Below are 14,271 nucleotides of genomic sequence, written 5' to 3' on the forward strand. Positions count from 1 at the left end.
CGCTCTTCACTCCGGGGTTACCGTTTCCAGAGCCGGTTCTTCGGCAGCGGCGCTTTCGGCGGCGGCCTCTTTTCTGCGCGGCACGAGCTGGCACATCACAATGGCCTCGCAGGCCAGTTTGCCGTCGACCATGACCCGGCCCTGCATGCGCACGGCGCGGGGCTTCCAGTTGAGCACCTCGACCTCGATGCGAAGCTGGTCGCCGGGAACCACGGGGCGGCGGAATTTGGCCCGCTCGATGCCGGTAAAGACCATCAGCCTGGTGTCGCGGTCGGGAACTTCCGTAAGCAGGAGCGCGCCGCCGGCCTGGGCGATGGATTCAACGATGAGCACGCCGGGCATGATGGGGAAATCGGGGAAATGGCCCTGAAAGAAGGGCTCATTGATGGTCACGTTTTTGATGGCGACGATGCGCTTTTTGCGCTCGATCTCCTGCAGGCGGTCGATGAGCAGGAAGGGATAACGATGCGGCAGGATCGCCATAATGTCCCGAATCTCGAGCACATCGCGTCCATCCAGAATGGGGTTGGGATTCTCCATAGTTCGCAGGGGAGATTATAAAACACGGCCCATAAGGCATGACCGGAGGCCCAGGGCGGTCCGCGACAGGGAAGCCCGTTTCAGCGCAGCGCCAGCAGGGTCAGGAGGAGCGAGACGGGCATGACCAGAGCGCCGGTCTTCAGGAACTCCCAGGCGGTGATCTCGGCATTGTCGCGGCGCAGGGCGATCAGCCAGAGGATGGTCGCAAGCGAGCCGGTGACGGAGAGGTTGGGCCCAAGATCGACGCCGATGAGCACGGCATGGGTGAGCAGCGCCGGGTTGTGCATCTGCGCCAGCGCGGTGCCGCCGGCGAGGCCCACAGGCAGGTTGTTCATGCCGTTTGAGAGCAGAGCGACGGTAAAGGCGCCGATGAGCTTTCCATAGCCGCCGGGCAGCGCGGCCAGCCAGTGCAGGCCGGCCAGGGTGGCGCGCAGCATACCGGCGAGGTTGAGGGCCTCGACGATCATGAAGAGACCAGCGACCAGAGGAATGATGCTCCAGGAGACATGACGCAGGGCGGCGCGCGGGGCGCTGCGATCCCTGAGCGCGACCAGGGCGAGAGCCACGATGCCCGCAATACAGGTAGGAAGGCCCAGCGGGAGCTCGAAGGCCGACGATGCGAGCAGCGTGGCGGCGGCGAGGAGGATTCCGGCGAGGGCGAGCTTTCCTGCGGGAGTCAGACGGACGGCGTCTTCCACGGCGCTGACCGTGCCGCGGAGGGTCCGGCGCGAAAGCCAGCGGAGGCAAAGATACGTTGCGGCGATGGAGACGATGGAGGGCAGCAGCAGGGAGCGCATCCAGGAGCCGAGCGGCGGCAGATGCGAGCCGAAGATGACCAGATTGGCCGGGTTGGAGATGGGCAGCAGAAAGCTGGCTGCGTTGGCGATGAGCGCGCAGGCCAGAAGGTAAGGGCGAGGCTCGACGCGGGCGCGGCGCACGGCCGCCAGCACGGCGGGAGTGAGCACGACGGCGGTGGCATCGTTTGAGAGCAGCGCCGTGACGACGACCCCGGCGCCGTAGATCCAGAGAAAGAGCCGCGCCGCCGAGCCTTTTGCGTGATGCACGGCGAGGTCTGCGACCCAGTCGAAGACGCCTTCATGACGGGCCAGCTCCGCCAGCAGCATCATGCCGATGAGGAAGAGGCAGACATCGAGCGCTTCGTGAAGAGCATGGACGGCGCGGGGAAGAGGCAGCAGGCGCGCGATCACGAGCAGAACCGCACCGGCTCCGATCCAGATGTATTCCGGAATGCCTTTGGGACGAAGGAGCATCAGCAGAAGGCTGGCCAGGGCGATCGTCCAGATCAGAAGCATGTGCAGAGAGGCATTCACTGAAGATAAAGATGCAGGGTCAGGCGGTCATCGATCGTGGAATCCGGATATCAGAGAGCGTTTACGATGGCATCGGCCAGGCTGCGCGTGGTGCCTTTGCCGCCCATGTCGGGAGTCAGCAGATTGCGATCGCCGGCCACGACGCGCTCGATGGCCGACATGATGGCGGCGGCAGCCTCGGCCTGGCCGAGGTGTTCGAGCATCATGGCGGCGGACCAGATCTGCCCGATGGGATTGGCGATGCCTTTGCCGGCGATGTCGGGAGCCGAGCCGTGTACGGGCTCGAACATGGAGGGGTACACACGCTCGGGATTGATATTGCCGGAGGGGGCGATGCCTATGGTGCCGGTGACGCCAGGGCCGAGGTCGGAGAGGATATCGCCGAAGAGATTGCTGCCCACCACGACGCTGAAGCGCTGTGGAGACATCACGAAGCGCGCGGCGAGGATATCGATGTGGTACTGATCGGCCTGCACGTCGGGATATTCAGCGGCCATCGCGGCGAAGCGCTCATCCCAGAAGGGCATGGAGTAAAAGAGGCCGTTGGATTTGGTGGCCGAGGTGACATGTTTGCGCTCCAGCCTGCCGGCAAATTCAAAGGCGTAACGCAGAATGCGGTCGGTGCCGCGGCGGGTGAAGACCGATTCCTGCACGACGACCTCATCGGCGGTGCCGGCGAAGAGGCGTCCGCCGATCTGCGAATACTCGCCTTCGGAGTTTTCGCGCACCACCCAGAAGTCGATCTCACCGGCCTCGGCGCGCACGGGTGCGACGACGCCGGGGAAGAGGCGCACAGGGCGAAGGTTGACGTACTGGTCGAGCTCGCGGCGAATGGGGATGAGCAGACCCCACAGAGAAATGTGATCGGGCACACCGGGAAAACCGACGGCGCCGAAGAAGATGGCGTCGTGATCGCGAAGACGGGCGATGCCGTCTTCGGGCATCATGCGGCCGGAGTTTTTGTACAGCTCGCAGCTCCAGTCAAAGTGCTGAAAGCGGAAGGTGAAGCCGAAGATCGAACCGATGCGTTCGAGAACACGAAGGCCTTCGGGTACGACTTCGTTGCCGATGCCGTCACCGGGAATGACTGCGATGGTGAACTGCTGCATGACGTTCCATTCTCCTGCGCGCTTTTGCCCGGGGGCTCAGGCGCGATAACGCCGGAACCAGCCGAGTCCTTCACTGGTGCCTGCGCTGGGTTTGTATTCACAGCCGATCCAGCCCGGATATCCGAGCTGTTCGAGGGTCTGGAAGATGTTCTCGTAATGGACTTCGCCTTCGTCCGGCTCACGGCGGGCGGGCACGCCGGCGATTTGAATGTGGCCGACGGGGCTCTCTTCTTCGCCAAGATATCTGCGCAGGCGCATGATCAGGTCGCCTTCCATGATCTGGCAGTGGTAGAGGTCCATCTGCACTTTCAGGCGGCGGTTGCCGATCTCACGAACCAGTCGATGCGCCTCTTCCTGGCGACTGAAGAGATAGCCAGGTATATCGCGGGAGTTGATCGGCTCGGTCAGGAGATCGATCGCTGTGCCGGAGCTGGCTTCGAGCGCCCAGACAAGGTTGGTGCGGAAGAGATCCACCGCGTGGGCGTGTTCGATCTCTGCGGGAGGCACGCCGGCCATGACGTGAATGCGCGGGCAGCGGAGGATACCGGCATAGTGCAGAGCGCGCAGAAAGCCCTCGCGGAACTCCTCTTCGCGGCCGGGAAGGGAAGCGATGCCGCGCTCGCCAGCGGACCAGTCTCCGGGCGGGGCATTGAAGAGGACCTGTTCGAGCCGATGGCGGCGCAGCTCTTCCGCGATGGCTTCGGGAGGATGCTCATACGGGAAGAGAAATTCCACTCCGTGAAAACCGTCGTGTGCGGCGTGAGCGAAGCGCTCCATGAACGGATATTCCGTGTACATGGTCGTGAGATTGGCGGCGAAACGCAGCATCAGATGGTCACCAGGAAGCGTTGAAGGTTTTGCGAAGCTCATCGATGGCGGACTCGTCGAGCGGAGCGGGTTTGGGATGCACGGTTCTCCAGAGATGGGCTGTCTCTTCCAGCTCTTCGAGCGTGGCCATGGCTTCACCGGGAGAACGATGCCACACGACGGGGCCGAGGCGGTCGAGCATCACGCCGCGAATCGGCGTCGCGTGCTCGCGCATGCGATGGATCGCCGCGGTGACCAGTCCTGCGACGGCGGGATCGCCGGGGCGGTGATAGGGAATAAGCGGAACGTGGCCCACCTTCATGACGAAGTAGGGCGTGATGGGCGGAACGATATCTTCACTGGTCCAGACTCCGGACAGGGTCAGCGCAACCAGAGCGGTGGAGTGGGTGTGGAGCACGCAGGCGGCGTCAGGGTCAGCCTCATAAATACTGCGATGCAGCGCCAGGGTTTTGCTGGCGCGGTCTCCACTGATCTGCACGCCGTCGGCGCCGACCCAGGCGAGTTTTTCGGGCCGCAGAAAGCCCAGGCATGCGTCGGAGGGCGTGATCAGGAAGCCTTCTGTGAGGCGGACACTGATGTTGCCGGCGGTGGCATGCACGTACCGCCGCTCAAAGAGCGAGCGGCCGATGCGGCAGATCTCTTCACGCAGCTCCGGATCATTCATGGCGAGTCTCCCGCGCTGAGGTGTTTTCAAGAAGGGTAAAGGCCTTCGTAAAGAAGTCTACCGCTCCGAAGTTGCCGGATTTAAGCGTGAGGTGCAGACCTGAGTCTCGCGCGATGCTGCGCGGAGCATAACACCATGGAACGCCGGGATCGATCTGAGGGCCGATCTGCAGCTGGCGAATGCCGAGGGCCTGCACGCAGACGCCGGCGGTTTCGCCTCCTGCAACGATGAGCCGGCCCACGCCCTGCCGCACCAGCTCGGCGGCGAGCGCGGCAAAAGCCTGCTCGATCATCGACTCAACTGGAGCGTTCTGTTGATGTAAGCGGCGCTCAGCCGAACAGGTGGAGTAGACGAGAGGCGATTCTGCAGGGTGGCTCTGCCACTGCTGCTGCACCCACTCGACGGCGCGGCGAATGGTGCCGGAGCGATCGGCGAGAAGAGCAGAGGCATCGAGATAAAAGCCCGCGCCGCCGGTGGAGAGCAGATGCTGCACCTGTCCCTGGGTGGCCTCGGAGCAACTGCCGGAGAGGATCACGCTTCGTCCCGCAGCCGGTGGAAGAGAGCTCGATTCGGCCGAGGGCTGGAAGCCCCACTGCCGCGGCAGACACAGTCCCAGGCCGGAGCTGCCGGTGATGAGAGCGGCGTCCTGCAGCGCTTCGGCGAGCCGGGTGAGATCGTCCATGGTCTCGGTGTCGGCGATGGCAAAGGCGCAATGCTGCTCCTGCAGCTGCTTTATCCGCGTTCGGATCGCTTCGGCAGAGCGAGAGACAGAAGCCTCTTCGATGAGGCCGACGGCGGAGTGCGGGAAGTGGCGAAGCTGCGCTGCGAGGAGGAGCAGCAGATCACTCTCGGTCATAGGGGTGAGAGGGTGGGTCCGCATACTGCTTTCCGAGAGTGGAACCCCGTTGACGAAGAGATGCCCCCGGCGCACGACGCGGCCGGTTTCAGGAAAGGCGGGCGCGACCACGCTGAAGCCGGTTTGCAGCTCTGCCGTGAGCGCTTCGAGCACGGGCCCGATATTTCCTTCCGATGTGGAGTCGAAGGTGGAGCAGATTTTGAAATAGATGGTCCGGACGCCGCGCTGTTTGAGAAGGCGGCATGCCTCGATGCTGAGAGCCACGGCGCGGGCAGGCGGTGCGGTTCGCGTTTTGAGCGCAATGACGATGGCATCAGCGTCGAGTGACTCTTCCGCCGAAGGGATTCCGGCAGTAAGAAGGACGCGCATGCCTGAGCGGCTCAGATTGTTGGCAAGATCGGAGGCTCCGGTAAAGTCGTCGGCGATGCAGCCGAGCAGCGGCTGCCTCATCGAGCACCCACATCTTCACTGAGAAACTGCCGGATGACGGAATCAAAGTCGGGATCGGGTGTGAGGCCAAGGCGGCGTCCCCGCTCACTGTCAATGACGGAAGGCCAGCTGCCGACGATGCGGCCGATCCGCGGGTCGCTGCGAAGCTCCACTCTGGAGCGGGCTTCCGCGCCCACCACGCGCTCCAGCGCGTCGAGCATTTCACCGACGGTGACGGAAAGCGCAGGCATATTGATGGCGGTTCGTCCGCCGAGCGACTCGCGATCGGCTTCCGCTATGGCGAGCAGAGCCTCCATCGTGCGCCCTGGTGAGGCGAGCGCGACGGGTGTTTCGAGGGCGACGGGGCATATTGCGGGCTGGCCGTGCAGCGGCTCGCGAATGATGCCGGAGAGAAAGCCGGAAGCTGCCGCGTTCGGTTTGCCGGGACGAATCGCAACGGTCATCAGGCGCAGGATGCGGCCATCGATGAAGCCACGGCGCGTGTAATCGGCCACGAGCTGCTCGCACATGAACTTCTGGATGCCGTAGGAGGACTGCGGAAGCGGCAACGTGTCGTCGTGCACGACGGCAGGGAGGGGAAGCGCGGCGTCAGCGCCGAAGACGGCTACGGAGCTGGCAAAGACAAGACGGGGAGAGGCTCCGGATGCGCGGAGGAACTCGAGCAGCGCGCGCGTGGTATCGAAATTTGAACGCATGCCCAGGTCGAAGTGGTCTTCACACTCTCCTGAAACGGCCGCAGCCAGATGGAAGACGAGATCGAACCGGTCTCCTTTCCATGCACGGCATTGTTCGAGCAGATCGCCTGAGACGGCATGCACGCGCGGGTCGGCCTGCAATGCGAGAGGCGGCTCGTGGATATCGGCGAGCCACAGCTCGCGGATGGGCGCTTTGGCGATGACGCCTCTTTGCAGCAGGATGCCGGCCAGCCGGGCACCGAGAAATCCGGCGCCGCCGGTGATCAGGATTCGCACAGGGGCTTGCTCCGTCATAGTCTCCTCAATGAAAGGGTACTCAATGAGGTTATGTATGACACAGACAGACCGATGCACAGAGAGATGAAAGAAGAGGCGGTTCCGGTCATGCAGGATCTTTGGTGAATCCCACATACTTGCCAGATGTATGAGGCGCACAATTTACAGTGCAATGCCGATCAATCAGCAGTATTTGCGCAGAAGGCAGCTGTTCAATTCGACGAATGGATATGTCGTTGCCGTAACCGTCAAACTGATTTGTTTGTTGGTGCCGGGAGGGGGGGTCGAACCCCCACGACCGCAAGGGTCGGCGGATTTTGAGTCCGCTGCGTCTGCCAGTTCCGCCATCCCGGCTTAAGGAAAAGACTCATACAGGGTATCGCACTTTTCCTGTGAAGTTGAGTGATACTTTCCAGATGCCGGGGCATGCCCTCCGGGGCCTGCGTCATGTGTTGCAGATAAATGAGCGATGTTTCGCGGTAGCGATTCATGGTACTTCTTCCTGCTCATACCGGTTTTTAGTCTGTTCCAGCGGTTTGCAGGACCTTGCACTCAGCTTGCAAGACAGCGCACAGCTATATTCACTGCAATTGCTTAAGGGAGAAGCCTGGCTTTGCATGCTAGACGAGTTCGCATCTATGAGCACGAAAAACAGCCATCAACAGCCGTCGCTGGCGACTCCGGTGTATCTTCTGCGTGGTCTCGTCTGATTGGTTATGAAGCCGGCAGTCAGTCAGAGGCTATTTGAGAACTGCTTGTTTGCAGGCGATCGTTGCTGAACGTTTTATTGCCGCTAAGCCGGAGATCTCGAAGATATTCCGGATCGCAACAACAAGTTCACGTCTGTCGTGTTTCATCGACCGTGCAAAGGTTTTCATTCGCGCAACACATCTGAGAGAGAGCCATGACATTCCATCGATTGCCGGTCATTCTGTTTTCTTTTGTCCTCACGGCCGGTATGGCATGGCAGACGGGTCTCGCTCAGGAGCCCGGATGCGCGGTCGGCGTCAACGTCAATAGCTTTCAGAATTTCAGCGCCGCAGAGCAGCAAACGATCGTCGAGCAGTTGAGACACTCCGGAGTTCGCTTTGTGCGCACCTCTTTGCGGCCTGATGACAAGAATATGACCCTGGCGAAGAATCTTCAGGATGCTGGTATTGGACTGGTTTTGGTGTCTGGTCCCGAGTTCGTTCCCAACATACTGCCGCGTCCCGCCGATGCCAGAAGTCACATGCGGAGCGCCATGCCGCTGTCCGCTGCCGATCCGGAGCGTTCCCGGACGTATTATCAAGCCATCTTCGACAAGCTGGACGAAAAAGGCGTGGTGCTGGCGGGAGTGGAGCTGGGTAATGAGCTCAACTGGGCGGATTTCAACGGAGATTTTCCGGTGCCCGGCCAGGGAAAATCCTTCAATCTTCAGGACCTCTCCCAGGACCCGGAAGCGAGGAAGGTCGCTCAGGGATTTCTCCAGTATCTGAAGGTCCTCGCTGTTTTGAAGGACGTGCGAGATCACTCCAGACTGAACAGGCATACGCCCATCATCTCTGCAGGGCTGGCCGGCGCAACGGGCGGGCAGTGGCAGAAGAATTTAAAGATTGACGGTGTTTCGATCCCGGCCACCTATGCATTTCTTCGCGCCCACGGACTCGACAATCTGGTGGATGGCTATGGCGTCCACGACTATCCGCCGGTTGTAAAGGCAGGAGACAGGGCCGCGCTCGCCAACCGCAATGCCCAGCTGGATCAACAGATCTTTCCAGCGGGAAATACGAAGCCTTACTACCTGACCGAATGGGGATTTTCCAGTAAGGCTGCAACCTCTGCCCAGGACCAGGACCGGGCACGCTCCGTCGCAGAGATGCGCGCTTATCTGCTCAGGCTTTACCGGCAGGGACGCCTCGGAGGAATCTTCTGGTACGTATGGAATGAACCGGACCCGGATTCCATCTATCGCGGAGGGAACCTCATGGAGGCCGGCAGGCAGGCCATCGCCCCCATGAAGTAAGCCGCATATCATGCCAGGGAACGTGCCCTCATCCCTTTGGTCAAAGACAGGATTACCTTTCCGCTCTTGCCGGTTCCTGTGGCCGGCGATGCCGCGACTTTGATTGTTTTCCCGGGTCCGTACGCAGAGGGAATGATCCGTTTACAACCCGGGTGCGAGGTTCACTATGTCGTCTGTCGGGCGCCGTTTTTCCGCTGCTCTGGTCGTTACAGCCGCGCTTGCAACCGGAACAGGCGCACGAGCGGCTATGGCCGGTCACTCACAAAAGCATCGGACCGTTTCCGCGCAGTCGGCTCTTACGCCGGATCAGCGGGTGCTGCATGTGCTCAACCGGCTCAGCTTTGGGCCGCGGCCGGGCGATGTGAACAAGGCGAAGGCAATGGGCATCGATGCGTGGATCGATCAACAGCTTCGTCCCGGGTCGATCGATGACTCGGCGCTCGAAGCGCGGCTCTCCGCTTATCCGGCGATGCAGCTTGATCTTCATGAGCTGATCGAGCGCTTTCCTTCACCGGCTATGATTCGCGGCGCAGAAAATGGACGCCTGCCTGTTCCGGCCGATCCCGTCGAACATGCGATTTATACCGATCAGATTGCGGCTCTTGAAATGCGCCAGCAGAACAAAAAGGGACAGGCAGAGCAAGCTGCCGGTGGAATGCACGGCGATGCTTCTTCGGCGGCGCGTCAGGAGGAGCAGTTATATGTCGATCTGGATGCGGCAAAGATAGTGAGCATGCCTCCCGAACAGCGTGTAAATGCGCTGATTGCGATGCCACCGCAGCAGTTTCAGGATTTTATCCGGCAACTGCGCCGTCCCGATCGCATTGCATTGTTTGCCGGACTGACTCCGCAGCAGCGCGAAACGGTTTTTGCGCTGATGAACCCGCAGCTGGTGGTGGGGAGTGAGGTGGTGGCGACGCGCATGCTTCGGGACATCTACAGCGAGCGCCAGCTTGAGGCAGTGATGACCGACTTCTGGCTGAACCACTTCAATGTCTATCTGCGCAAGGGCCCGTTCGCTCCCTGGTATCTGGCCGAGTATCAGGATAGGGTGATTCGTCCGCACGCGCTGGGAAGGTTTGAAGATCTGCTGGTTGCGACGGCGCAGAGTCCCGCGATGCTGTTTTATCTCGATAACACGGAGAGCGTGGGGCCGCACTCGGTGGCGGCGATGCGTGCCGCTGCTGTGCCGGCGGTAGGCAACGATACGAAGCAGCTCGCGCTCGGGCTGAATGAAAACTATGCGCGTGAGCTGATGGAGCTGCATACGCTGGGCGTGAACGGCGGCTACACGCAGAACGATGTGATCGAGGTAGCGAAGGTTTTCAGCGGATGGACGATCGACCGGCCGAATCAGGGCGGTGGCTTTACCTTCAATGAGCGCCGCCACGAGCCCGGCTCAAAGTATGTTCTGCGCCATGTTATCCAGGAAGACGGGGAGCAGGAGGGGCTGGAGGTTCTTCATTTGCTGGCGACCAGTCCCGCCACTGCGCATTTTATTTCCGAAGAGCTGGCGGAGCGGTTTGTCGGCGACGATCCGCCGGCTGCGCTGGTGAATCGCATGGCCGCGACCTGGATGAAGACGGGCGGGGAGATTCGTGAGGTGCTGCGCACGATGCTGACCTCGCCTGAGTTCTGGTCGAAGGATGCGTATCGCGCGAAAATCAAAACGCCGGAAGAGTATGTGATCTCGGCGGTGCGCGCGTCGGGTGGGGAAGTGCAGCATCCGGTTGCGCTGGTGGAGGCGCTGGCGCAACTGGGCATGCCGTTTTACGGCTGCCAGACACCAAATGGATATCCGTGGAAGGCCGATGCCTGGCTCAGCAGCGGGGACCTTCTGGATCGAATGAACTTCGGGCTGGCCCTGGCCGGTAACGATGCAGGCACCGTGATGCACTTCGACAGGCTGATGGATGAAGCGGGGGATGCGCCATCGACTCCGGATGGCAAGGCTGTTCGTCTTGCATCGGCTTTGATGCATGGCGAGGTTTCGCCTCACACACGCAGGGCGGCTCTGGATGAGCTGAGCGCGCAGCAGCAGGCAGCGGCGACGGATGCATCGCCACAGCCGCAGAAAGTGAAACCTGTCCCTTTTATTCGCGGACGTGAATTCGGGCTGATGCTGGCGGCGTCTCAGCCTATCTCTCCACCGCGCGATCACGATGCTTCAATTCTTGCCGCTCTGCTGCTGGGCTCTCCGGATTTTCAGCGCCGTTAATTTGTATCAGTCAATGATGCAAATTGCGCAGCCAGCTTAAAGTATTTCGGCGCAAAAAGAAAAGGAGGGGCGAATATGCCCCTCCTTATGAGTTTTGATACGGATTACGACTGCAGCTGGGCTACCGGTTCCTCGCTCTTCTTCGGGTGCTTGCGGTGCAGCGGCGCAAGCATGGTCTGCAGGATGACATACAGCGCCGGAATGAAGAAGAGGTTCAGCACGGTCGAGACGAGCATGCCGCCGACGATCGTGGTGCCGACGGAACGCCGTCCCAGAGCTCCTGCGCCCGTGGCAAAGTAGAGCGGCAGCACGCCGAGAATGAATGCAAACGAGGTCATCAGGATGGGTCGCAGCCGCAGCTCTGCAGCTTCGATGGCGGCATCGATGATGGACTTGCCCTGCTCGCGAATCTGCTCGGCAAACTCGACGATCAGAATTGCGTTCTTGGCCGACAGGCCGATGAGCATGACAAGGCCGATCTGACAGTAGACGTCGTCAGCGAAGCCTCGCATGGCAACCGCGCCCAGCGCGCCGAGCACGGCCATTGGCACGGACAACAGAATGATGAATGGCAGTGCAAAGCTTTCGTACTGGGCAGACAGCGTCAGATAGACGACCAGAATGCCGAGGCCGAAGATGATGATGGCTTTGCCCTGCGATTCGATCTCTTCGAGCGATAACCCGGTCCACTCGTAGCTCATTCCCGGCATCATGTATTTCTTCGCCAGGTTTTCCATGGCTGCCAGCGCCTGGCCGGAGCTGACACCGGGGGCCGGCTGTCCGTCGATCTCAGCCGACCGGAAGAGGTCATAGTGGCTGATGACCTGCGGACCGGAGGCCTGCTCGATGGAGACCAGATTGTCCAGCGAGACCATCTGGCCGGTGCCGGTTCGCACGTAGAAGCGGCGCAGGTCGCTCGCTTTCATGCGATCCTGCTGATCGGCCTGCACGTAGACGCGATAGGAGCGGTTATTAAAGTCGAAATCGTTCACATACTCCGACCCCATGAAGACGCTCAGCGTGGAACTGATCTGATCGAGCGACACGTTCATCGCCTTCGCCTTTTCACGGTCAATCGTCACCAGCAGCTGAGGATCGTTCGATGTGTAGCTGGTGTAAAGATTGCTGACGTCCTTCGACTGAGCGCTGGCTCCGATCATGGTATGCGCCACGCGATCCAGATCGCCGAGCGTGTTGCGGCCGCGGTCCTGGAGCTCGAATGCGAACCCGCCGTAGCTGCCCAGACCCTGAATCGCAGGAGGCTCGCGCAGCACCACGAGACCGCCTGGAACGGTGAAGAGCTTTGGCCCAAGCGCTGCCTGAATATCCGCAGCGGTGTGTCCAGGGCCTTCCTTTTTACGAAGATCCTGCGACTTCAGCGGAACGAAGATGAGTCCGAAGTTCGACGAACTGCCACCGTCGAGGCTGAAACCCATGACGGCAAAGGTGCCGTAGACATCCTTATCCTGACGGATAAGCTTCGTCGCGCGATCGGCCACATCGCTGGTGTAAGCCAGTGAAGCGCCCTGCGGAGCCTGGACAATGCAAATGAGGTAATTCTGATCTTCAGAAGGCACAAAGGCAGTCGGCACTTTCCGGTAGAGATAGACGGTTGCCGCGAGGCCCGCGAAGAACAGCACAAGCATCAGATAGCGCGCACGCAGAACCCGATGGGTGACAGAGGCATAGAGATTGTTTAACGAGTGGATGCCGCTGTCGATCCAGCGGAAGAGGCCATGCTTGGGCTTTTCGCCGCGAAGGATGAGCGCTGACAGCGCCGGTGACAGCGTGAGAGCGTTGAAGGCCGAGATAGCGATGGCGAAGGCGATGGTCAGTGCGAACTGGCGGTACAGAATGCCGGTTGTTCCGGGGAAGAACGATACCGGCACGAAGACGGAGATCAGCACCAGAGAGGTAGCGACGACGGCGCTCGTCACCTCAGACATGGCGACGGAGGTCGCGTGATGCGGCTCGCGATCGCCCTGCGAGATGTGCCGCTGCACGTTCTCAATGACGACGATGGCGTCGTCGACGACCAGACCTGTGGCCAGCGTAATGCCGAACATGGTGAGCGAGTTGATCGAGAAGCCGAAGACCTTGATGAACGCGAAGGTGCCGATGAGCGAGACCGGGATGGTGATCGCCGGAATGATCGTCGCGCGCCAGTCGAGCAGGAAGAGGAAGATGACCGCGATGACGATGACGATCGCTTCTGCGAGTGTCACCACCACTTCACTGATCGAGTCGCCGACGACCGTCGTCGTGTCGAACGGGATGACGTAGGTCAGCCCCGGAGGGAAGGACTTCGCAAGCTGATCGAGCGCCGCTTTGGCCTCGCGATCCACTTCGAGCGCGTTGGCGTTGCTCAGCTGCTGCACGCCGACGCCGATGGCGTTTCCGCCGTTATATCGCAGATCGGTTGAATAGGTTTCAGCGCCGAGATCGGCGTGTCCTACGTCTTTGAGCTGCACGATACCGGCAGGAGTGTTTTTCAGGATGATGTTGTCGAACTGAACGGGATCGGAAAGACGGCCGACCACTCGGACCGTGATCTGATAATTCTGCTTCTGGTCGGAGGGGGGCTGCCCGACCTGTCCTGCCGGAATCTCGACGTTCTGCTCGGAGAGAGCCGTCGTCACGTCGGAGGCAGTGAGGCCGCGTGCCGCAAGGCGATCCGGATCGAGCCAGATGCGCATGGCGTATTTGCGCTCACCGAAGATCACCACATCACCGACGCCGGGGATGCGCTTCAGCGCGTCCTTCACGTAAACGTCGACATAGTTGCTGATGAAGAGATTGGAGTAGCGATTGCCGGGCGAAATAAATGCGGCAGCGAAGACGAAGTTCGAGTTCGCCTTGGTGATGGTTACGCCTGTATTCTTTACCTCCTGCGGCAGTCTGCCCTGCGCCGCAGAGACGCGGTTCTGCACGTCGACAGCCGCGATATTCAGGTCGTAGTTGGTGCGGAAGGTTGTGGTGATGGTGCTGGTTCCGTCATTGGCGCTGCTCGACGAAATATAACGCATTCCCTCGACGCCGTTGATCTGTTCTTCAAGAGGAATCGTGACCGCGGATTCGACCACCTGCGCGCTGGCGCCCACGTAGTTACTGGTTACCGTAACCTGGGGCGGAGCCAGCGTCGGATACAGAGAGATCGGCAAAGTAGGGATGCAAACCGCGCCTGCAAGGATGATCAGCAGTGCACAAACGGTTGCAAACACCGGCCGGTGAATAAAAAAATCAACCACAGGAGCCTCGCAATTCGGTTCTTATGCAAATAAATAAGGTGCGCTGGCTTT

At 60.8% G+C, this 14,271-nt stretch carries 10 protein-coding genes and 1 tRNA gene; 2 read left to right on the plus strand and 9 right to left on the minus strand.

From position 1 onward, the window contains the following. Positions 1-6 precede the first annotated feature (6 nt). From fabZ to D0Y96_RS10485, 8 genes are all read right to left on the minus strand, one after another. Positions 7-540 (minus strand): 3-hydroxyacyl-ACP dehydratase FabZ, encoded by a 534-nt coding sequence (gene fabZ, locus D0Y96_RS10450; RefSeq protein WP_117299416.1) that lies wholly within the window; start codon positions 538-540, stop codon positions 7-9. An 80-nt stretch (positions 541-620) separates the two neighbouring features. Continuing rightward, positions 621-1,853, minus strand: coding sequence for an arsenic transporter (locus D0Y96_RS10455; protein ID WP_117299824.1), 1,233 nt, complete (start codon positions 1,851-1,853; stop codon positions 621-623). A 68-nt stretch (positions 1,854-1,921) separates the two neighbouring features. Continuing rightward, entirely contained in the window at positions 1,922-2,980 is a 1,059-nt protein-coding gene (locus D0Y96_RS10460) for a tartrate dehydrogenase (protein ID WP_117299418.1), read from the minus strand. A 36-nt stretch (positions 2,981-3,016) separates the two neighbouring features. Continuing rightward, positions 3,017-3,808, minus strand: coding sequence for a 2-oxo-tetronate isomerase (gene otnI, locus D0Y96_RS10465; protein ID WP_117299420.1), 792 nt, complete (start codon positions 3,806-3,808; stop codon positions 3,017-3,019). A gap of 7 nt (positions 3,809-3,815) precedes the next feature. After that, the gene (locus D0Y96_RS10470; protein ID WP_117299423.1) at positions 3,816-4,472 is read right to left on the minus strand and encodes a class II aldolase/adducin family protein; all 657 of its coding nucleotides are present in this window, start codon (positions 4,470-4,472) and stop codon (positions 3,816-3,818) included. After that, the gene (gene otnK, locus D0Y96_RS10475) at positions 4,465-5,778 is read right to left on the minus strand and encodes a 3-oxo-tetronate kinase (protein WP_117299425.1); all 1,314 of its coding nucleotides are present in this window, start codon (positions 5,776-5,778) and stop codon (positions 4,465-4,467) included. Before otnK ends, D0Y96_RS10470 begins: the two co-directional genes overlap by 8 nt. Next, positions 5,775-6,749 carry a D-erythronate dehydrogenase gene (gene denD / locus D0Y96_RS10480; protein ID WP_117299826.1) on the minus strand — a complete coding sequence of 325 codons (975 nt, stop codon included), beginning with the start codon at positions 6,747-6,749 and terminating at the stop codon, positions 5,775-5,777. The genes otnK and denD overlap by 4 nt, the downstream gene beginning before the upstream one ends. Before the next feature lie 266 nt (positions 6,750-7,015). After that, a tRNA-Leu gene (locus D0Y96_RS10485) sits at positions 7,016-7,103 on the minus strand. A 550-nt stretch (positions 7,104-7,653) separates the two neighbouring features. Between D0Y96_RS10485 and D0Y96_RS10490 the strand changes: the two genes are divergently transcribed. Next, positions 7,654-8,754 carry a hypothetical protein gene (locus D0Y96_RS10490; RefSeq protein WP_147325004.1) on the plus strand — a complete coding sequence of 367 codons (1,101 nt, stop codon included), beginning with the start codon at positions 7,654-7,656 and terminating at the stop codon, positions 8,752-8,754. Between the two features lie 166 nt (positions 8,755-8,920). Then, complete coding sequence (locus D0Y96_RS10495) at positions 8,921-10,972, plus strand: DUF1800 domain-containing protein (protein WP_117299429.1); 2,052 nt, start codon at positions 8,921-8,923, stop codon at positions 10,970-10,972. 104 nt (positions 10,973-11,076) lie between these two features. On the opposite strand, the gene D0Y96_RS10500 is transcribed toward D0Y96_RS10495, so the two are convergent. Next, positions 11,077-14,220, minus strand: coding sequence for an efflux RND transporter permease subunit (locus D0Y96_RS10500; protein WP_117299432.1), 3,144 nt, complete (start codon positions 14,218-14,220; stop codon positions 11,077-11,079). Between the last annotated feature and the right edge of the window lie 51 nt (positions 14,221-14,271).

Source organism: Paracidobacterium acidisoli, assembly GCF_003428625.2.
Taxonomy (GTDB): Bacteria; Acidobacteriota; Terriglobia; order Terriglobales; family Acidobacteriaceae; genus Paracidobacterium; species Paracidobacterium acidisoli.

What these genes read in the sequence shown, in the direction of transcription:
- fabZ (WP_117299416.1), bottom strand. Translation starts at nt 540, where the DNA reads ATGGAGAATCCCAACCCCATTCTGGATGGACGCGATGTGCTCGAGATT.
- D0Y96_RS10455 (WP_117299824.1), bottom strand. Translation starts at nt 1,853, where the DNA reads ATGCTTCTGATCTGGACGATCGCCCTGGCCAGCCTTCTGCTGATGCTC.
- D0Y96_RS10460 (WP_117299418.1), bottom strand. Translation starts at nt 2,980, where the DNA reads ATGCAGCAGTTCACCATCGCAGTCATTCCCGGTGACGGCATCGGCAAC.
- otnI (WP_117299420.1), bottom strand. Translation starts at nt 3,808, where the DNA reads ATGCTGCGTTTCGCCGCCAATCTCACGACCATGTACACGGAATATCCG.
- D0Y96_RS10470 (WP_117299423.1), bottom strand. Translation starts at nt 4,472, where the DNA reads ATGAATGATCCGGAGCTGCGTGAAGAGATCTGCCGCATCGGCCGCTCG.
- otnK (WP_117299425.1), bottom strand. Translation starts at nt 5,778, where the DNA reads ATGAGGCAGCCGCTGCTCGGCTGCATCGCCGACGACTTTACCGGAGCC.
- D0Y96_RS10490 (WP_147325004.1), top strand. Translation starts at nt 7,654, where the DNA reads ATGACATTCCATCGATTGCCGGTCATTCTGTTTTCTTTTGTCCTCACG.
- D0Y96_RS10495 (WP_117299429.1), top strand. Translation starts at nt 8,921, where the DNA reads ATGTCGTCTGTCGGGCGCCGTTTTTCCGCTGCTCTGGTCGTTACAGCC.